The sequence below is a fragment of the Pseudomonas sp. MIACH genome (genome assembly GCF_001269925.1).
Classification (GTDB): domain Bacteria; phylum Pseudomonadota; class Gammaproteobacteria; order Pseudomonadales; family Pseudomonadaceae; genus Aquipseudomonas.
Genome location: NZ_LHVO01000051.1, coordinates 199912 through 219155 on the forward strand (window position 1 = coordinate 199912; position 19244 = coordinate 219155).

Annotated in this window: 15 protein-coding genes; 1 reads left to right on the plus strand and 14 read right to left on the minus strand. The window is 62.1% G+C overall.

Annotated features, from left to right (window positions below; genetic code table 11):
- Nucleotides 1-7: 7 nt before the first annotated feature.
- The 6 genes from AD670_RS19335 to AD670_RS19360 are packed head-to-tail and all read right to left on the minus strand — an operon-like array spanning nt 8 to nt 8349.
- Nucleotides 8-2875: an aminotransferase class III-fold pyridoxal phosphate-dependent enzyme gene (locus AD670_RS19335; protein ID WP_053135876.1), complete on the minus strand. Its 2868-nt coding sequence runs from the start codon at nt 2873-2875 to the stop codon at nt 8-10.
- A gap of 42 nt (nt 2876-2917) precedes the next feature.
- Nucleotides 2918-4135 (minus strand): beta-ketoacyl synthase N-terminal-like domain-containing protein, encoded by a 1218-nt coding sequence (locus tag AD670_RS19340; protein WP_053135879.1) that lies wholly within the window; start codon nt 4133-4135, stop codon nt 2918-2920.
- A complete protein-coding gene (locus tag AD670_RS19345) occupies nt 4132-5430 on the minus strand; it encodes a beta-ketoacyl synthase (protein WP_053135882.1) in 1299 nt (432 codons plus the stop codon). The genes AD670_RS19340 and AD670_RS19345 overlap by 4 nt, the downstream gene beginning before the upstream one ends.
- Nucleotides 5427-6494, minus strand: a complete 1068-nt coding sequence (locus tag AD670_RS19350) for a beta-ketoacyl synthase (RefSeq protein ID WP_053135885.1) — start codon at nt 6492-6494, stop codon at nt 5427-5429. The genes AD670_RS19345 and AD670_RS19350 overlap by 4 nt, the downstream gene beginning before the upstream one ends.
- A gap of 1 nt (nt 6495) precedes the next feature.
- Nucleotides 6496-7770 (minus strand): beta-ketoacyl-[acyl-carrier-protein] synthase family protein, encoded by a 1275-nt coding sequence (locus AD670_RS19355; RefSeq protein WP_053135888.1) that lies wholly within the window; start codon nt 7768-7770, stop codon nt 6496-6498.
- A gap of 9 nt (nt 7771-7779) precedes the next feature.
- On the minus strand, nt 7780-8349 hold the full coding sequence (locus AD670_RS19360) for an acyl carrier protein (RefSeq protein WP_053135890.1): 570 nt from the start codon (nt 8347-8349) through the stop codon (nt 7780-7782).
- A gap of 324 nt (nt 8350-8673) precedes the next feature.
- On the opposite strand from AD670_RS19360, the gene nadA reads away from it, so the two are divergent.
- The gene (gene nadA / locus AD670_RS19365; RefSeq protein WP_053135893.1) at nt 8674-9732 is read left to right on the plus strand and encodes a quinolinate synthase NadA; all 1059 of its coding nucleotides are present in this window, start codon (nt 8674-8676) and stop codon (nt 9730-9732) included.
- A gap of 75 nt (nt 9733-9807) precedes the next feature.
- Here the strand turns inward: nadA and AD670_RS19370 are convergent, their stop codons facing one another.
- The 8 genes from AD670_RS19370 to AD670_RS19405 all read right to left on the minus strand — a co-directional run bounded on the left by AD670_RS19370 (nt 9808) and on the right by AD670_RS19405 (nt 19228).
- Nucleotides 9808-10296, minus strand: coding sequence for an RDD family protein (locus AD670_RS19370; RefSeq protein WP_053135897.1), 489 nt, complete (start codon nt 10294-10296; stop codon nt 9808-9810).
- A 94-nt stretch (nt 10297-10390) separates the two neighbouring features.
- Nucleotides 10391-10603, minus strand: coding sequence for a cold-shock protein (locus AD670_RS19375; protein WP_014339904.1), 213 nt, complete (start codon nt 10601-10603; stop codon nt 10391-10393).
- A 389-nt stretch (nt 10604-10992) separates the two neighbouring features.
- On the minus strand, nt 10993-12117 hold the full coding sequence (gene gcvT / locus AD670_RS19380; RefSeq protein ID WP_053135900.1) for a glycine cleavage system aminomethyltransferase GcvT: 1125 nt from the start codon (nt 12115-12117) through the stop codon (nt 10993-10995).
- A gap of 39 nt (nt 12118-12156) precedes the next feature.
- The gene (locus tag AD670_RS19385; protein WP_053135903.1) at nt 12157-13533 is read right to left on the minus strand and encodes an L-serine ammonia-lyase; all 1377 of its coding nucleotides are present in this window, start codon (nt 13531-13533) and stop codon (nt 12157-12159) included.
- A 159-nt stretch (nt 13534-13692) separates the two neighbouring features.
- The gene (gcvP, locus tag AD670_RS19390) at nt 13693-16533 is read right to left on the minus strand and encodes an aminomethyl-transferring glycine dehydrogenase (RefSeq protein ID WP_053135905.1); all 2841 of its coding nucleotides are present in this window, start codon (nt 16531-16533) and stop codon (nt 13693-13695) included.
- Between the two features lie 10 nt (nt 16534-16543).
- Entirely contained in the window at nt 16544-16927 is a 384-nt protein-coding gene (gene gcvH, locus AD670_RS19395) for a glycine cleavage system protein GcvH (RefSeq protein WP_010208126.1), read from the minus strand.
- Between the two features lie 310 nt (nt 16928-17237).
- On the minus strand, nt 17238-18746 hold the full coding sequence (locus AD670_RS19400) for a sigma-54-dependent transcriptional regulator (RefSeq protein ID WP_053135909.1): 1509 nt from the start codon (nt 18744-18746) through the stop codon (nt 17238-17240).
- Between the two features lie 119 nt (nt 18747-18865).
- Nucleotides 18866-19228, minus strand: a complete 363-nt coding sequence (locus AD670_RS19405) for a DUF5064 family protein (RefSeq protein WP_053135912.1) — start codon at nt 19226-19228, stop codon at nt 18866-18868.
- Nucleotides 19229-19244 lie beyond the last annotated feature (16 nt).

Below are 19244 nucleotides of genomic sequence, written 5' to 3' on the forward strand. Positions count from 1 at the left end.
CCGTTCCTTAGAGTGAGTTGTGGGTCTTGAACTGCGCCAGGCCAAAGCCATGGATCGCCGCCAAGGCACGAATCTGCTGCACTTGCTCGCGGCTGATGTCGCCGTAGGAGTAATGCTGGGTGATCCCCGCCAGGCCCATCAGCACCGACTCGGCCATGCAGGCATACAACTGGCCCTGTTTCAGATAGGCCCGCACATTCGGCGCTAACCCATCGTTGAACGGCGTCTGGACGATGCCGCCGTGCATGTACAGCACGTCGCTGCGCTGGGTGTTAATCGCCTGGTCAACGTTCAACGGCACGGCGATGTCACAGATCACGCTGTGTTCGGCAAAATGCCCGGCGTCGAGAAACGGCTGCGCCGCGTTTGCCGCACACAGGACGATGCGCGCCTGCTTGAGGGCTTGCAGGTCATCGGTGACGGTAATGAATGCGTTGGCGCCAAGGCGTTCCTGCACCAGGCGCGAGACCTGCAACCCCAGCTGTGTGCTGTTGCCGTATTCGCGCAGCAGTGCGCGGATGCCGTCGATTTTGAGCAGGCGCTGCGCCAGCAGATCCTCGGCGGCCGTGCCCTTGATAATCGAGCGGGCAGCGTCGGCGTAGATCAGTTGAGCGGTTTTTTCCAGGCGGCGTACCGAGCCATCGCGGCCGCTGCCAATCAGGATCAAGTGGTCGACCGTGGCGGACAGCAGCGACGCATAGGTAGACGCCACGTTACCGGCCGCGCCAACCACGGCGGCCGTCTGCGCATGCAGCTCCAGCCCCTGTTGCTTGCAGCCTTGCTCGATGGCCTCCAGGCCCATGCCGATGGTCAAGGCATTGCCGGAGGTCAGCGCCATGTCCGGGATTTTCAGGGCCTGGCAGTTGTTGGTCACGATGGAGGTATACATGCCCAGGCCCGCGACGCGGTAGCCATCGGCGCGAGCATCCAGGATGCGATTGCCGACTTCCTTGCGGATCACCTCAAGGTCGCCGCTGATGATGTAGTCCGCCATGGCGTTGGAGTCCATGCACAGCGGGTACAACGTGAACTCTACGGCCATGCCCAATTTCGAGCGGATCACTACCGGGCCCACGGGGGCCGCCCGGCGTTCCGGTGCAGTGCGTTGCATGAACACACGTTTTTGCTCGGTGCTCAATTGGCCCAGCGAAGGGTCGACATCACCTAGGATGTCGGCATCGATCAAATGATTGATAAAGGCCACGCGGGCGACGATGGGGGTGTCTTCTGGGGCATTGGCATGGGCGGTGACCTGGAAGCCGGTGTCGCGGGGCGCCACAGCCGGGATCAAGTCATGACAAATGGTGGCGGCCAGCGGGAATGCATCGCCGCGTTGCAACAGGTCGCAGACCTTCTGCAAGGCTTTGATCAGCCCGTCAATCTCGGCGAAGCTGATGCAGGCGGGTGGCTCCAGGCGGATCACATTGGAGTTGCTGCCCGACGGCGCCACGCGCAGGGCTTCGAATTGCAGCAGGTAGCCGGCAACCAGGTAGCCCAAGGCATCGTTGTACTGGGCCGAAGCCTGTACCAGCGAGCTGTTGGCGCTCTGGTCGTGCAGTTCGAAGCCGAGCAGCAGGCCGCGACCTCGCACGTCGGCGATCACCCCGGGGTAGGCCGCCTTCAGCTCAAGCAGTGAGGCCTTGAGGTATTCGCCCTTGGTGTGTACGTCCTTGAGCATCGCATGGTCATCGGCGAACAGACGATTGAGCGCCGCCAGGGCGATATGGCAGGAGGCGTCGTCTTCGGCGAAGGTCGAGCTGTGGATATAGCTGAAGTCTTTCTCATAGTGACTGCTGCGAATCACGGTGGCCGCAATCTTCATTAAGCCACCGCCCAGTGCCTTGGACAGGCAGTAGTAGTCGCCTTGCAGATTGAAATGGCTGCTGGCCAGGAAGGTCCCGGTACGACCGAAGCCGGACTGCACCTCGTCGATGATCAGCGGGCACTGCTGCTCATTACACAGGCGGCGCAAGGCTTTATAAAAATCGGCCGCGAACTCGATGATGCCGCCTTCGCCCTGGATAGGCTCCATCAATACGGCGGTGATCGCGCTGAACGCATCGCGCTTGACCAGCAATTGATCACCGCACCATTGCACGGTCAGCCAATGGCGGGTGTGGCGCGCTGGCAGCTCCTGGAGTTGATGGGGTTGTTGGGGGTCAATGAACTCCACGTTCAAGCCGAAGCGCGCGAACGGCTGGCGATACTGTCGGCCATAGGTCAGTTGCACGGTGTTGACCAACTTGCCGTGAAAGCTGCCGCGTAACGCGACGAACACCGGCTCGACGTGCAACTCGGCGAGGTTGTGCTGACGCACTGCCTCAACCACCTGACGCACCGTGGCCGTGGTCAGGTGGGCAGGCAGCAGGCCCGCCGGCAAATCGAGGTCAGCCACATCCACTTCGCGGTAGGCGCGGTCGCTGGAGGTCAGTTGGGCCAGGGTAAAGTCCAGTTCGTCGAACTGGCGTTGCAGGTTTTTCTGGCGGCGGAACTCGGCGTGCTTGACGGCAATTTCCACCGCTTCGGCACCGCTGTTGGAAAAGGTCGAGATGTACGCTTCGTTGTTCTTCAACTCACGGTTGAAGGCTTCGCTCAACGCGCGCCCCAGAGTACCGGCCGTAGCGCGGATCGACATCTGGGCGTTAAAGGGCACGTCGTTGCGCAGCAGTGTGCAGAGCTGGTCGACGAACTGCGGGTCGTTGTGACCAAACAAGGCGGCGCCGTAGCCGCCGAGAAAATCGGTGACAGTCACCTCGTCACCCTGGCGGTTGCGGTAGAACAATTTGCTGCCCAGTGCCCGCTTGAACTCACACTCAAGCCCCAGGGCCTGAAGCAGGTCGACAAACTTTGGGCGAACAAAATCACGGTAATCCATCACAGCCATGTCCTTTAAAAGAGGAGGGGGTGTACACACACGTCAGGCGTTGTTGGCCTGTTCGCTGTACTTCAATTGGTAGCAAGCGCTGAAACCGTTGTCGTCGCGGTTGAGCACCAGGCCATCGTCGAGCCGCGTCGAGCAGGGAGCCCCCATCACAAACGGCAACTGCGCGGCCACGGGTTGGCTTAATCCGGCAATCGGTGGCACACGCTGGGCGAGCAGGGCACAGCGGGCCAGGATCAGGTCCGCCAGGCTGGGAGCCGCACTCAGCAGGCCGGTCAGCGGCACGCCACTGGTAATGTGGGCGGCGCCGGTTCGGGCCAGCGTGAGGCTCAACTGTCGGTCTTGATCGGGCGTGCCGGTACCGCTGCACACCAGCACGTCGGCTTGCTGGTCTGGCAGGTTCAAGTGCTCGATCACGACATCGGCGGTCATTGTCTGCAGGCAGACCTGGGGTCCATCCCCCAGATCCTCGCGACGGCGCAGGACCAGGGCCGCCGCGCCTTCGCCAGCGATACCGCCGGTGCCTTGCGCATCGAAAGCGCGCAGGGTATCCGAGCCGTCGGCGCTGATCGTGCCGGCCTGCACCAGGGCGCTGAGTGCCAGCGCATCGAGTTCGCTGCCTGCACCGACGATGATCGCCACGTCAATTCGTCCGCCCTGCAAGGCGGCGCACGCTTCACGCAAGGCCGCCAGGTTGCCGGAGACCCCCTGCATGTAGGCGTTGCATTCACACTCCAGCTTGAGCGCCAGGCTGACCACGCCCAGCAGGATATTGCTCAGGCCCTTGAGCACCAGGAACGGGTCCTGCGCGCGCTCGTGCAAGATACGCCGGGCCAGGTGCTGCATATCTGCACCTTCGCCCTGGCGGCATTCGTGGAGCAACTCGCCGTAGGACGCCAGTGAAGGGTGGGTATAGCCACCCTGGCAGCAATAGAGGCCATAGGTCAGGCCGTCGGCCCCTGGCGTCAGTTGGGCTTCGGCCAGTGCCTGTCGAACGGCGCTGACGCCCCAGATGACGGCAGGCGTGCAGTAACGCTGCAGATTTTGGGCGAGGTCCTGGCGACTGCGCTGGTGATCGTCATAGTGAATCTGCCCGAAGGCCGTGACCCGTTCACTGTGAAACAGCAAAGAGCGCAATGGCTTGATCCCGCTGCGCGACTCACAGGCCGCCGACCAGAAGGCGTCCACGCCCCAGCCGCTGGCCAGGACACAGCCGCTGCCGGCAATGGCGATGGATGTCGGTACGCCGCTCATTGCGCGTGCTCCTGGTATTTGCCCAGCACCAGGCAGGTATTGAGCCCACCGAAGCCGAATGAATTGCTGAGTGCCACATCGACCCGGCGGTTGACGGTCTGATGCGCGCAGTAGTCCAGGTCACAGTCGTCGGCGGCACTGTGCAGGTTGAGGGTCGGGGTAATCCTGTCCTGTTGGCAGGCCAGTGCGGTGATGATGAACTCGGGGGCGCCGGCGGCCGCGATCAAGTGGCCGAATTGGGATTTGTTGGCGCTGATCGCCAGCCGTCGATAGTGCTCGCCCTGGGCGAACACCGACTTGATCGCCAGGGTTTCGGCGGCATCGTTGAGCGGGGTGGACGTGCCGTGGGCGTTGATCAGGTCCACCTGTTGCGGGCGGATGCCGGCGTCGTGCAAGGCTGTCTGCATTGCGAGGGCGGCGCCTCGCCCTTGCGGGTCGGGCGCGGTGACCTTGTAGCCATCCAGGCTGCTGCCAAAACCCAGCACTTCGGCATAGGGCACGGCGCCACGGGCAAGTGCCCGCTCCAGGGTTTCGAGCACCACAAAGCCTGCGCCCTCACCGGCAACCAGGCCGCTGCGATGGCGATCAAACGGGCGGCAAAGCCCGGTGCCCCAGCGTTGCTCGCTGCTCGCCGCGCCCAGTAGGTAAAGCGCGGTCATGGTGTCCAGGCTCAACACCGAATCGGCGCCGCCAGCGATAGCGACGTCGACTTCTCCCCGACGGATCATCTGGAATGCATTGCCGATGGCCTGGGATGCACCGGCGCAGGCGCTGCTGATGTTGATCACCGGGCCTTCGCAACCGATGTCGTCGGCGATCACCCGGGCCAGGCGGTCGTTGCTCTGGCACAACGAGTGGGCGGCATCGACCTGATCAGCCTTGGCCATCAAGTAGCGCCAGGCCGGGGAGGCGTTCGGCTCATTGGCGACGGTCAGCAGCATGTCCTGGATCTTGTGCGCCGGTGCGCCGGAAGCACACAGCACGGCGGCATCCCGCAGTTGCGCGGGGCTCAGGCCGCTGTCGCTGATCGCTTGGCTGGCCGCCACCCAACCCAGCTGGCTGCGTTTTTCCAGGGGCGTCTGCCAGGCGGGATGGCCTTGGAGGTAGTCCGGCAGTTGGCGGGTGTCCACCGGCGCCGCATAGCGCACCGGGAAGGTGCCATCGGCCACGCCTTCGGGCTGCCAGGGGCGGATGCAGTGCTCACCGAGCAGCATCTGCGCCCACATGGTTTGCCATTCGAAACCGAAACCGGTCACGGCACCCAGGCCGGTGATCACAATCCTTGGTGCGCTCATGCCTGTTTCTCCATGGCTTCATTGGCCAGTAATACGGCGCCCCAATGGCCGGTACGGCTGTGGTTGAGCAGCAACGTGTAGCCATCGTGTTGATCGTGAAGGGCCAGGGCTATTTCAGTCAGCAAGGCGCTGGCCCCCAGGTTGCCGGTCATGTGTCGGCAGCTGTGGAGAATCGCCTGGGTGTCTGTGAGTAGAAGCGCGAGGGATGGGGTGTCAGGCGCGGCGACAATATGGGCTACGTCGCGCAAACCTAGTTTTTCTCGGCTCAAGGTCTGTTGGATAACCTTGCACGCCACGGCGTGGGAGCGTTCGGGCACAGCGCTGTAGCCACGGGCGAAGCCGGCGATGCGCAGGGCGCGCGTACCGTTTGCGGGAGGGCTGGCGGTCAGCAACAGCGCTGCGGCGCCTTCGCCGTAGACATCTGGGGCTGCGAGAGCAGGGCGTTCGGTGGTGTCGCGCAGGTACAGCGCCGGCGAGAGGTTCGGGCTGCTGCTGACCACGACCCCTGCATCGGCACGCCCTTCGGCGATGTGTTCGAAGGCCTCGATCAGCGCATCGACCCCGGCATTACTCTGTGAGCAGAAACCGCCCATCGGACCATGGCAGTGCAACGCCTCGGCGACATAGGCCATGACGCTGCTGTTGAGCATCATCAGGGCGTGCAGCGGCGGGGTATAGGCAAACAGTTGCGCGAGCAGCGCATCCGGTTGTTCGGCGATGGCCTGCACGGCCTCCCAGCAGGAACTGGGGCCATCCACTTCCGGGATGGCGGCCATCAGCGCAACCCGCTCGCCAGGCAACTGCAAGTCATTCAACGGAGCGGCAATCTGCCCGGCGCAGAACAGCAACCGGGCGCCCTGAGGTTCGACGCTGCGTTGAATCTTGCGGTCGAACACCGTGGTCGGCAAGCGCGGTACGGTCACGGGGTACGCTAACTGGTCCGGGGCAAAATCCAGCGGTTGTGCGGCTTGCACCGTGCCGTGCAAGTCGGCGCACTCAGTGCCGGCGTGGTTAAACACCGAAGCGGCGATCAGGTAGACGGGTTTTGTTTGACGGCTGTTCATCTCATGCTTTTCCCAAAACCAGCGAACTGTTGACACCACCGAAACCGAACGAATTGGACAGCACCGCATTGATGGGCTGGCGCTGCGTTTCGGTCAGGAAATTCAACTCAGGGAACTCGGCGTTTGCCGGGTCATAGTTAAGGGTGGGTAGCAGCACGCCCTGTTGCAGGCTCATCAGTGACAGCACCGCCTCGAGGGCGCCGCTGGCTGCCAGGGAGTGGCCGATCGCCGATTTGTTCGCCGTGAAGGTCATCGTGTCCACGCCGGTACCGAATACTTGCGCAATCGCCAGGGCTTCACTGCGATCGTTAGCCTGGGTCGATGTGCCATGGGTATTGACGTGATCGACCGCGTCGCAGCTCAGGCCAGCATTGGCGATGGCGGCCTTCATGCAATGGGCGTAATGGCTGCCATCGCGGCTGCTGGAGGTGATCTTCTGCGCTTCGCAAAAGTTGGCGTAACCCAGGACGCGGCCGATTGGCGTGGCCTTGCGGCGCTCGGCATGTTGCCTGGACTCCAGCACGATCATCGCCGCGCCTTCACCGAGGACGAACCCGCAACGGTCGTTCATGAACGGGCGACTCTGTTGCTCGGGCGCAAGGTCTGCACGTTGGCAAATGGCACCCAGGCCGTCGAAGCTGTAATAGGACAGTTCATGGGCCATCAGCTCCACGGCGCCACATAGGGCCAGGTCGATGTCACCGCGCTCGATGGCGCGAAACGCGGCGCCGATCGCCATGGTGCCGGCGGCGCAGGCGTCGGAGTGGGTGCTGATATGGTCGCGAATCCCGAGCAACTGGGCGATGTGCCAAGTCTGCTGATCGATCCGTCGCGCGAACGGGCCGCCGGCCAGCGTGTGGTTGTCCAGATAGCGATCCAGGTCGACGCTGCCGACGTCGTCCATATAGCGGCTGGCTTCTTGCAGATCACGGCTCACGCAATGCTTGTTGGCGCCGAGGAATACGCCGCTGGGTACGCGGCAGAAGTCTGCCCGAACCAGGCCTGCCTGCTGGAGCGCCTGCCTGGCCACGAACTCGGCGAGCAGGCTCTGGCGCGGCAGGGGGGTGTCACCCGCCGCTACCTGTGCGGTGATGGCTTGCCACTGAACGGGGTCGATGTAACCCGCAGCGCTCGCTGCAAAACCCAACTCGGCAAACACCGGGTGTTGGCGGATGCACGAACGCTTTGCGCCGATCTGCGCAAACAGCGTTGCAGCGTCCAGTGCCGTGGGCGCTACCAACCCATAGCCCGTGACTAAAACCTCTCGCGGCCCCATGCAGAACTCCTAGACCGTTTCCGGCAAACGGGACGCTGCAAACTGCTCTACCAGTTGGCGAGAAATGTCGTCGCCTTCCATTGGCGTCAAGCGCGCGCTGCAACTGCTGCATACCACCTGGCGACGCTCATTCAGACGCGCCTGGTCGGCATTGCATTCAGGGCAGGTCGCGGGCAGGTGGTCGAACATCCGATAGCACTGCACGGCCCAGTTACGCACGGTGGTGGCCGCGAACACATCCGCCGGCTGCATGCCTGCGCGCAGTTGCCCGGGGGCAAATGCGCTCAGGCTTTGCTCCAGGAGTTCTACCCCGGCCTGGGTGATACGGCCTTTTTCGACCAGTTCGCTGACGTCGCCAAACACGGCTACCGCATGGTCCAGCACGCTGGTTTTAGGCAGCGTGCAGCCATAGTGGCGGCCGAGCTGAAAACTCAGGTCGACGATATCCAGGGAGTCGGCATTCAGATCCTCCACGATGCTGCTGTGCTCATCGACTTCTGCGAGGTCCATCACCAATAGCTGCGCGAGGATTTCGCGGGTGGTGGTGATGACGCTGTTCAAGTCCAGTGGATTATTCATCGGCTATTTCCCTATAACGCGTAAATGGGGGGCAAGCAGTGGCCCTGACGGCTATTTGCTTGAGGTGATTTCTGAAGGCGGGGGAGCGTAAACCCTCCCCCGAGGGGGAGAGTCAATGTGCCATTACCGTTTTTTTTGCCCGACAGGCACACGCGTCAAAGCCAGATTAGGCTTTTGAAACCATTGGATATTCTGTAGCCTTGCGCAGCTTCACCTTTACCCGTGCTTGATGAACACAATCACTTCGTCCGGCGGCGCCCGAAGGGCTCCAGAGCCGGTGGTACACTCGACTTTCGCGCAACTGCGCCTGCAGGTCTTGCGAACATGACGCATATTTCCGAACGCCTACTGGTTCAAGCCCACCTCGACGCCAAGCAGCCCAAGGCCCTGAGCGCCGACGAAGAGGCGAGCCTGCGTGCCGCCATCGCCGCCGAGCTCAAGGCTCAGGACGCGGTGCTGGTTGCCCACTTCTATTGCGATCCGGTGATCCAGGCCCTGGCCGAAGAAACCGGCGGCTGTGTCTCGGACTCCCTGGAAATGGCCCGCTTCGGCGCAGCCCATCCGGCCAAGACCGTGCTGGTCGCCGGTGTACGTTTCATGGGCGAGACCGCCAAAATCCTCACCCCCGAAAAACGCATCCTCATGCCGACCCTGGAAGCCACGTGCTCCCTGGACCTTGGGTGTCCGGTGGATGAGTTTTCGGCGTTCTGCGACCAGCATCCCGAGCGCACTGTGGTGGTGTATGCCAACACCTCGGCAGCGGTCAAAGCCCGCGCCGACTGGGTGGTGACCTCCAGTTGCGCGCTGGAAATCGTCGAAAGCCTGATGGACAACGGCGAGACCATCATCTGGGGGCCGGACAAGCACTTGGGCACCTACATTCAGCGCCAGACCGGTGCCGACATGCTGCTGTGGGACGGTGCGTGCATCGTCCACGAGGAGTTCAAGTCCAAGCAGTTGGAAGACATGAAGGCGCTGTACCCGGACGCGGCCATTCTGGTGCACCCGGAATCGCCGACCTCGGTGATCGAACTGGCCGACGCGGTGGGTTCCACCAGCCAACTGATTGCGGCGGCACAGCGCCTGCCGAACAAGACCTTTATCGTGGCGACCGACCGCGGCATCTTCTACAAGATGCAGCAGCTGTGCCCGGACAAGGTCTTCATCGAAGCGCCCACCGCCGGCAACGGCGCCGCGTGCCGCAGTTGCGCGCACTGCCCGTGGATGGCGATGAATACGCTGGAGCGCACATTGCAGTGCCTGCGTGAGGGCAGCAACGAGATCTTCGTCGAGCCGTCGGTGATTCCTCACGCGGTGCGACCGCTCAAGCGCATGCTGGATTTCACCCAGGCTGCGCGCCTGAGGCTGGCGGGCAACGCTTGAACCGAGGCGAGCTCGGTTAAACATGTGGGAGGGGGCAAGCCCCCGCCCACATGTTGATCTCCAATAAGAAGGGTATTATTTCTTTTGCTTCGGGATGCGCACCAACTGCGTGTCCGAATAGATGTCATGCCAGCAGCGTTTCTGCTTGTCGAACAACGACCAGACAAACCCCAGCCCCACGCACAACCACGATGCAATCGACACCACAAAGCGCAACAGCGCCTGCCATAGGCTGATCCGCGAACCGTCGGCGTTCTGCACGCGCACGCCCCAGACCTGCATGCCCAGGGTTTGCCCGGAATGGGTCCAGAACTTGGCAAAGAAACCAAACAGCACGAACAACAGAATGGTCGACAGCAACGGGTCGCCGTCCAGCGCGCCGGACTCGGTGAGGGTGCGCATCCTGGCTTCGCCCACGAACGCGATCCATACCAGCTTGTAGATAAACGCAGTGACGATCATCAGCGCGGTGCACAGCAGGAAGTCATAGAACATCGCTGCCAGGCGACGGCCCAGGCCAACGGCGGGGAACTCGCCTTGGGGACTCAGCAAGGGTTTGGACATGGCAGGGCTCTCTGAAGAAAACATGCAGTTTACGGAATAGCGCCCATAAAAAAGCCCCTGATGTCATGTCAGGGGCTTTTTGTCGCAGGAAGGATCAGCCTTCTGCTTGTACTTCGTCAGCCTGCATGCCTTTCTGGCCTTGCACTGCAACGAAGGTGACCTTCTGGCCTTCCTTCAGGCTTTTGAAGCCGTTGCCTTGGATAGCGCGGAAATGCACGAACAGATCCGGACCGCTTTCTGGAGTGATAAAACCAAACCCTTTCTCGTCGTTAAACCACTTGACGGTACCGCTCTGACGATCAGCCATTTTCTTATTTCCTTGACGCTAAAAATTAATGACAGCCCCTTTCACATGAAAGAGTACTGGGCTGGGTTGCAGGAAAGTAAGAGACGTCGAACGGGTTGTAGCAAACTTTGGCTACTGCCCAGGTCCAGGTTCCAAGCGACCCATGCAAACACAGTGGGCAGACTCTACGCCAACTAACAGAGAAAAAACAAGCCCCGCCAAAAGCCCAACGTTTACTCGGCCATATGGCACTTCGTTGAATAATGGGGAGCCGGCTTATTCGATAGAATGGATCACTTGTTATAGGTTATTCCCTATAAGGGTGACTATCGTCAATGCACTGTTTTATGGCGGTTGCGTTACAGATTAGTGCACGTTAACGCAACCGCGTTACTTATAGGAACAGTCAATCAACCGCGATAGTAACGTTGCGGCACAAATGGCATTTTACTTACACGAAGTGGCACCTTTTTCCCACGCACCAGCGCAGAGACTTCGGTGTCCAGTGCGATGAATGCACTGTCCAGGTATCCCATGGCGAGTGGGCCGCCCAGGCTCGGGCCAAAGCCGCCGCTGCATACGCTGCCGATCACGCTGCCGTGTTCGTCGACGATCTCTGCGCCTTCGCGCACTGGGGTGCGTTCCTGGGGCAGCAGACCCACGCGCTTGCGGCTCACGCCGGTTTGCTGCTGGGTGAAGATGCGGTCGGCACCCGGGAAGCCACCGGCGCGCGCACCGTCGGTGCGACGGGCCTTGGAGATCGCCCACAACAGGCTGGCTTCGATCGGGGTGGTCTCGGTGTTCATGTCGTGGCCGTACAGGCACAGGCCGGCTTCCAGGCGCAGCGAGTCACGGGCGCCCAGGCCGATGGCCTCGACTTCGGTCTCGGCCAACAGGCTGCGTGCCAGGCTTTCGGCGTTGGCGGCGGGCACGGAGATTTCAAAGCCGTCTTCCCCGGTGTAGCCGGAACGGCTGACGTAGCAGTCCACGCCCAGCAGGCGCAGTGAGGCGAACTGCATGAAAGTCATCTGGGTGACTTCCGGTGCCAGTCGCGCCAATACCTTCACCGCCGCCGGGCCTTGCAGGGCGAGCAGGGCGCGCTCTTCGAACAGCGGTTCGATGCTGCACTGCTCGCCGATATGCTCGCGCAGGTGCGCCAGGTCCTGGTCCTTGCAGGCGGCGTTGACCACCAGGAACAGTTCGTCGTTACCCAGGTTCGCCACCATCAGGTCGTCGAGGATGCCGCCCTGGTCGTTGGTGAACATGGCGTAGCGCTGCATGCCAACCGGCAGGTCGATGATGTCGACCGGTACCAGGGTTTCCAGGGCCTTGGCGGCATTCGCGCCGGTGAGGCGGATCTGGCCCATGTGCGACACGTCGAACAACCCGGCCTGTTCACGGGTGTGCAGGTGTTCCTTCATCACGCCCAGCGGGTACTGCACCGGCATGTCGTAGCCGGCGAAGGGCACCATGCGTGCACCCAGCTCGAGGTGCAGGGCGTGCAATGGGGTTTTCAACAGGGTTTGGGTGGACATATTCAGCTCCTGAAAAACGTGCTGGCGCGCCTTTAGGCGTCAGCACTCGATAATGTTGACCGCCAAACCGCCACGGGCGGTTTCCTTGTATTTGCTTTTCATGTCGGCACCGGTCTGGCGCATCGTGCGGATGACCTTGTCCAGCGAGACGAAGTGTTGTCCGTCGCCACGCAAGGCCATGCGCACCGCATTGATGGCCTTCACCGAGCCCATGGCATTGCGCTCGATGCACGGCACCTGCACCAACCCGCCAATCGGGTCGCAGGTCAGGCCGAGGTTGTGTTCCATGCCGATCTCGGCGGCGTTTTCCACCTGGGAGACCGTACCGCCCAAGACTTCGCACAACGCGCCAGCGGCCATGGAACAGGCCACGCCGACTTCGCCCTGGCAACCGACTTCGGCCCCGGAGATCGAGGCGTTTTCCTTGTACAAAATACCGATGGCGGCGGCGGTGAGCAGAAAGCGCACCACACCGTCTTCGTTCGCGCCGGGGATAAAGCGCATGTAGTAATGCAGCACCGCCGGCACAATCCCGGCCGCGCCATTGGTGGGCGCGGTGACCACGCGCCCGCCGTTGGCGTTTTCTTCGTTGACGGCCAGGGCGTACAGGTTGACCCAATCGAGTACCGACAGCGGATCGCGCAAGGCCGACTCCGGGTTCTTGCACAGTTGCCGATGCAAGGCGGCGGCGCGACGCTTGACCTTCAGGCCGCCCGGCAAGATGCCTTCGTTGCGACAGCCAGCGTCCACGCAATCCTGCATCACCTGCCAGATCTTCAGCAGGCCGGCGCGGGTTTCCGCTTCCGGGCGCCAGGCGCTTTCATTGGTCAGCATCACCTGGCTGATGGACAGCCCGTAGGTGGTGCAATGGCCGAGCAAGTCCTTGGCATGCTTGAAAGGGAACGTCAGGGGCGTGGCATCTTCGACGATCCGGTCAGCACCGGCGGCGTCTTCATCCACCACAAAACCGCCGCCGACCGAGTAGTACTCGCGGCTGCGAATCTGGATACCCGCCGCATCAAAGGCACGAAAAATCATGCCATTGGGGTGGTAGGCCAGGGGTTTGCGAATCATCGCCAGGTGTTCTTTCTCATTGAACGCAATGCTGTGTTCGCCGAGCAGGTTCAAACGCGCGTCGCCGCGCATCTGCGCCAGGCGCGTGGCCACGGTTTCGGTGTTCACGGTGTCCGGGTGTTCGCCTTCCAGGCCGAGCAGCACGGCCTTGTCGCTGCCGTGGCCTTTGCCGGTGGCGCCCAGGGAGCCATAGAGTTCCACCTTGATGCCGGTGGTGGCGCTCAACAGGTTGTCACGCTTGAGGCCTTCGACGAATCGAGCGGCGGCGCGCATGGGCCCGACGGTGTGTGAACTGGAGGGGCCGATGCCAATCTTGAACAGGTCGAACACGCTTAAAGACATGAGTTGTTCTCCGGTTTCTTGTTATGTATTGGGGTGTACTCGGTCAATGTGGGAGGGGGCTTGCTCCCGATGGCAGTGTGTCAGTCAACAGAGATGTTGAATGTAAAACCGCCATCGGGAGCAAGCCCCCTCCCACATTTGATTGAGTTCAGCCTCAGGTTACGCGTAGCTCTCGATTGAAGGGCATGCGCATACGAGATTGCGATCACCAAACACGTTGTCGACCCGGCCAACCGGTGGCCAGTACTTGCCTTCGATCAGCGACGCTACCGGGTACACCGCTTGTTCACGGCTGTAGGGGTGGCTCCATTCGCCCACCAGTTCCGCTGCAGTGTGCGGAGCGTTTTTCAGTGGGTTGTCGTCCTTGTCCAGGGTGCCGTTTTCCACCGCACGGATTTCTTCGCGGATGGCGATCATGGCATCGCAGAAGCGGTCCAGTTCTTCCTTGGATTCGCTTTCGGTCGGCTCGATCATCAACGTGCCCGCGACCGGGAACGACATGGTCGGGGCGTGGAAACCAAAGTCGATCAGGCGCTTGGCCACGTCGTCCACGCTGATGCCGCTGCTGTCCTTCAGCGGGCGCAGGTCGAGGATGCATTCGTGCGCCACCAGGCCGTTGCTGCCGGTGTAGAGCACGGGGTAGTGCTCTTCCAGGCGACGGGAAATGTAGTTGGCATTCAGGATCGCCAGCTGCGAAGCGCGCTTGAGGCCCGCGCCGCCCATCATGCTGATGTACATCCAGGTGATCGGCAGGATGCTCGCGCTGCCGAACGGCGCCGCACACACCGCGCCTTCCTTGCGCGCCATGGCCGCATGGCCGGGCAGGAATGGCGTGAGGTGCGACTTGACGCCAATCGGGCCAACGCCCGGGCCGCCACCGCCGTGGGGGATGCAGAAGGTCTTGTGCAGGTTCAGGTGGGACACGTCGCCGCCGAACTTGCCCGGGGCGCAGAGGCCGACCATCGCGTTCATGTTGGCGCCGTCGATGTACACCTGGCCGCCGTTGTCGTGAATGATGCCGCAGATTTCGCGGATACCTTCTTCGAACACGCCGTGGGTGGACGGGTAGGTGATCATCAGTGCCGCGAGGTGTTCGCGGTGCTCGATGGCCTTGGCGCGCAGGTCTTCAATGTCCACGTTGCCACGGGCATCGCAGGCGGTGACGACCACACGCATACCGGCCATGTTGGCGGTCGCCGGGTTGGTGCCGTGGGCCGACGATGGGATCAGGCAGATGTCGCGACGTTCTTCGCCACGGCTCTGGTGATAGGCACGGATGGCCAGCAGGCCGGCGTACTCACCCTGGGAACCGGCGTTCGGTTGCAGCGAGATCGCGTCGTAACCGGTGGCCGCGCAGAGCATGGCTTCGAGGTCGGACGTCAGTTGCAGGTAGCCGGCGCTTTGCTCGGCTGGGGCGAAGGGGTGCAGGGCACCGAACTCGGCCCAGGTCACCGGGATCATTTCGCTGGCGGCGTTGAGCTTCATGGTGCACGAGCCCAGCGGGATCATGGTGCGGTCCAGTGCCAGGTCTTTGTCGGCCAGCTTGCGCAGGTAGCGCATCAGCTCGGTTTCCGAGTGATAACGGTTGAATACCGGGTGGCTCAGGATCGGCGACTGGCGCAGCAGTGCGGTCGGCAGGGTGGCGTCAACCTTGGCGGTGAAATCCGGCAGGGCCTGGTCGCCTGCGAAGATCGCCCACAGGGTTTCGATATCGGCCTGGGTGGTGGTTTCGTCGACCGACAGGCCGACCCGCTCAGCGTCCACCACACGCAGGTTGATGCGCTGGGCGCGGGCCTTGTCGTGCAGTGCGGCAGTGTCGGCGCCGGTGTGCAGGGTCAGGGTGTCGAAGAAGTGTTCCTGCTCGACCTTCAGGCCCAGCGCGGTCAAGCCCTTGGCGAGGATCGCGGTCAGCTGATGAATGCGCTTGGCGATCTGGGTCAGGCCCTTGGGACCGTGGTACACGGCATACATGCTGGCGATGTTGGCGAGCAGTACTTGGGCGGTGCAGATGTTGCTGGTGGCTTTCTCGCGGCGGATATGTTGTTCGCGGGTCTGCATGGCCAGGCGCAGGGCCGGCTTGCCGAAACGGTCTACCGACACACCGACCAGACGCCCCGGCATGTCGCGCTTGAACGCATCCTTGGTGGAGAAGTACGCCGCGTGCGGGCCACCGAAACCCAGTGGCACGCCGAAGCGTTGCGCGCTGCCGATGGCCACGTCGGCGCCGAACTCACCCGGTGGGGTCAGCAGGGTCAGGGCCAGCAGGTCCGCAGCCACGGCGACCAGTGCGTTGGCGGCGTGGAAGCGTTCGGTCAGCGCGCGGTAGTCGAACACGTCACCGTTGCTGGCCGGGTATTGCAGCAGCGCGCCGAAAAACGGGCTGACGTCGGTCAGTTCGCGCTCATCGCCGACGACCACATCAATGCCCAGTGGCTCGGCACGGGTGCGCAGTACGTCGAGGGTTTGCGGGTGGCTGTGGATCGAGGCGAAGAAAGCGTTGCTGCCCTTGTTCTTGCTCAGGCGCTTGCAGAAGGTCATGGCTTCGGCGGCGGCGGTGGCTTCATCGAGCAGCGAGGCGTTGGCGATCGGCAGGCCGGTGAGGTCGCTGATCAGGGTCTGGAAGTTCAGCAGCGCTTCCAGGCGGCCTTGGGAAATTTCTGGCTGGTACGGCGTGTAGGCGGTGTACCAGGCCGGGTTTTCCAGGAGGTTGCGCAGGATCGGCGACGGCGTATGGCAGTTGTAGTAGCCCTGGCCGATGTAGGTCTTGAACAGTTGGTTCTGGCTGGCGATGGCCTTGATCTTGGCCAGGGCCTCGGCTTCGCTCAGGCCGTCTTCCAGGCCGAGCACGCTGGTGCCCTTGATGCTTTCCGGGATCACGCTGGCGCTCAGGGCTTCCAGGGAATCGAAGCCCAGGCTGGTGAGCATGTGCTGCTCATCTTCCTGGCGCGGGCCGATGTGGCGGGCGATGAATTCGTTGGCGGTGCTCAGGTTGATCGTCATGGCGCGCTCCTCAGGCTTCAGCGTTGGCTTTGATCAGGCGGTCGTACGCGTCCTGATCCAACAGTTTAGCTACCGCACCGGCATCGGCCGGTTTAAAGCGGAAGAACCAGCCTTCGCCCATCGGGTCTTCGTTGACCAGTTCCGGGCTGCCATCGAGCTTGTCGTTCACTTCCAGCACTTCGCCGTCCAACGGCATGTACACGCCGCTGGCGGCCTTGACCGATTCCACGGTGGACGCTTCGGCGCCCTTGTCGTAGGCCTGCAACTCCGGCAGTTGCACGAAAACCACATCACCCAGCGCGTTCTGCGCGAAAGCAGTGATACCCACGGTGACGCTGCCGTCGGCTTCGGCGCGCAGCCATTCGTGATCTTCAGTGAAACGCAACTCGCTCATGGAAACTCCTCAGGGCCAGATTCGTCTGGTGGACGGGATTGGAATAATGGGGAGTTGCTTAGCAATATCGCGGCCAATCTTATTAATCCGTTATAAATCAACAGGTTAATAAATATGGTTATAGGCTTATGCGTATTGACTGTAGCGATTTCGCTACAGTCCGGCCCGTGAAAAAAAGCCTATGTGGATCAAAGCCTTGCATGGCGCGCAAAAAACAGGGTTGTAGCGAAATCGTTCCACTGTAGCGCTTTCAGTACAGCGGATGTCGTTCTCAGACCCTTTTTGAAACGCAACCCTGTAGGCACCCAGCTCAGGACTTATTGGGTATGCCGTACTTGCGCAACCGATGGGCGATGGCCGTGTGGGAGGTTTGCAGGCGGCTGGCCAGTTGCCGGGTCGAGGGATAGCTGGCGTAGAGTTTCTCCAGCAGACTGCGTTCGAAATCCTCGACCGCCTGTTCAAGGCTGTCGACTTCGCCGTCGCTTTGACGGGCCACCGAGGTGCCGGCGATGTCCAGGTCGCCGATGTCCACCAGGCTGCTTTCGCAGATGGCGGCGGCGCGGAAGATCACGTTCTGCAACTGGCGCACATTACCCGGCCAACGGTTGCCCAACAGTGCCGGATAGGTGCCGGGCGCCAGGCGGCACACCGGGCGCTGGATCTGTGCACAGGCCTGCTGCATGAAGTAGCGCGCCAGCAACAGGATGTCCTGGCCACGTTCGCGCAGGGGCGGCACTTCGACGTTGAGCACGTTGAGGCGGTAGAACAGGTCTTCGCGAAAGGTGCCCTCGCTGACCATTTTTTCCAGGTTGCGGTGGGTGGCGCTGAGGATGCGCACATTGACCTTCACTTCACGGTCGCCGCCTACCCGGCGGAAGCTGCCGTCGTTGAGAAAGCGCAGCAACTTGGCCTGCAGGTAAGGCGACATTTCGCCGATCTCATCCAGGAATACCGTGCCTTGGTTGGCCAGCTCCATCAACCCCGGCTTACCGCCGCGCTGGGCACCGGTAAACGCGCCTGGGGCGTATCCAAACAGTTCACTCTCGGCGAGGTTCTCCGGCAGTGCCGCGCAGTTCAGCGCCAGGAACGGCGCACTGTGCCGCGCGCTGATGGCATGGCAGGCCCGCGCCACCAACTCCTTGCCGGTGCCGGTTTCGCCCTGGATCAACAGCGGTGCATCCAGCGCGGCCACCCGTTGCGCGCGGGCCTTGAGGGTGCGGATCGCCGGGGATTCGCCCAGCAGCGCATCGAAGCCTTCGGCATGGTCGTGGTGCAGTGCCGACAGTTGTTCACCGATGCGGTTGGGTTGGTACAGGGTGAGCAGGGCGCCGGCGTCGGTGATCGGCGTGGCATCGAGCAAAAAGGTTTGGCCATTGACGCTGATTTCACGCAAGGGCAGGCGAAAGCCATTTTCCAGCAAGGTCTCCAGCAGCGCCGGGTCGTTGAACAGCCCGGCGATGCTTTCCCCCGCCGGTTCGCGACCATACAGGGCGATCAACGCCGGATTGGCCAGCAGGATCTTGCCCGCGCTGTCCAAGGCCAGTACCGGGTCGGTCATGGCCGCCAGCAGGGCGTCGAGTTGCAGGTGACGGCGCTGGCCGGGGAGGATGTCCACGACAGTGACCGCCTGCACACCGTGCACGCTGAACAGCGCGTCACGCAGCTCTTCGAGCACGTCGGCGCTGAGGGTCGGCGCATCGATGTACACGTTGGGCGGCACCATCTCCACTGCATCCAGGTTGAGGTTGCGCCCACCGAGCAAGGCCAGGACTTCCTGGGTGATACCGACGCGGTCGATGAAGCTGACGTGGATACGCATGGGGCGAATGTTGGTTCTGGCGTACTGAGGGTGGCCAGTATGCCTGACAGGTGATGGAGATCAAAAATGTGGGAGCAAGCCCGCTCCCACATTTGAGTGTTGGTGTCGGGGGCGTCGGGTTATTCCAGGTGTTCAGGCTTGATCGGGTCGCCGGATTTCACATCCAGTTGATGCCGCACATCCTCGAACATCTGGTCGTACTGCTTGTGCATCGAGCCATTCAACACCGCAATCTTCGGCATCCCATACTTCTGCGCGATGTTCATCGCATGCCGGGCAAAGTCGAATGCCTGGTCCTTGGGTAAGAAAAACTCTTCCTTGAGGTCCTTGCCCTGCACCGAGCCGTGCAGCTTGAACAGCATGCCCTTGCCTTCCTTTGGGTCCTGGCTGACTTCGTAATCGATGCACAGGTTGTAGCTGTAGTCGTCGTTGTTAAGGGCGTGGCGTTCGACGTGCAGGTGACCGGGTTCAAAGGTGGCCATAGGCGTATCTCCTTTA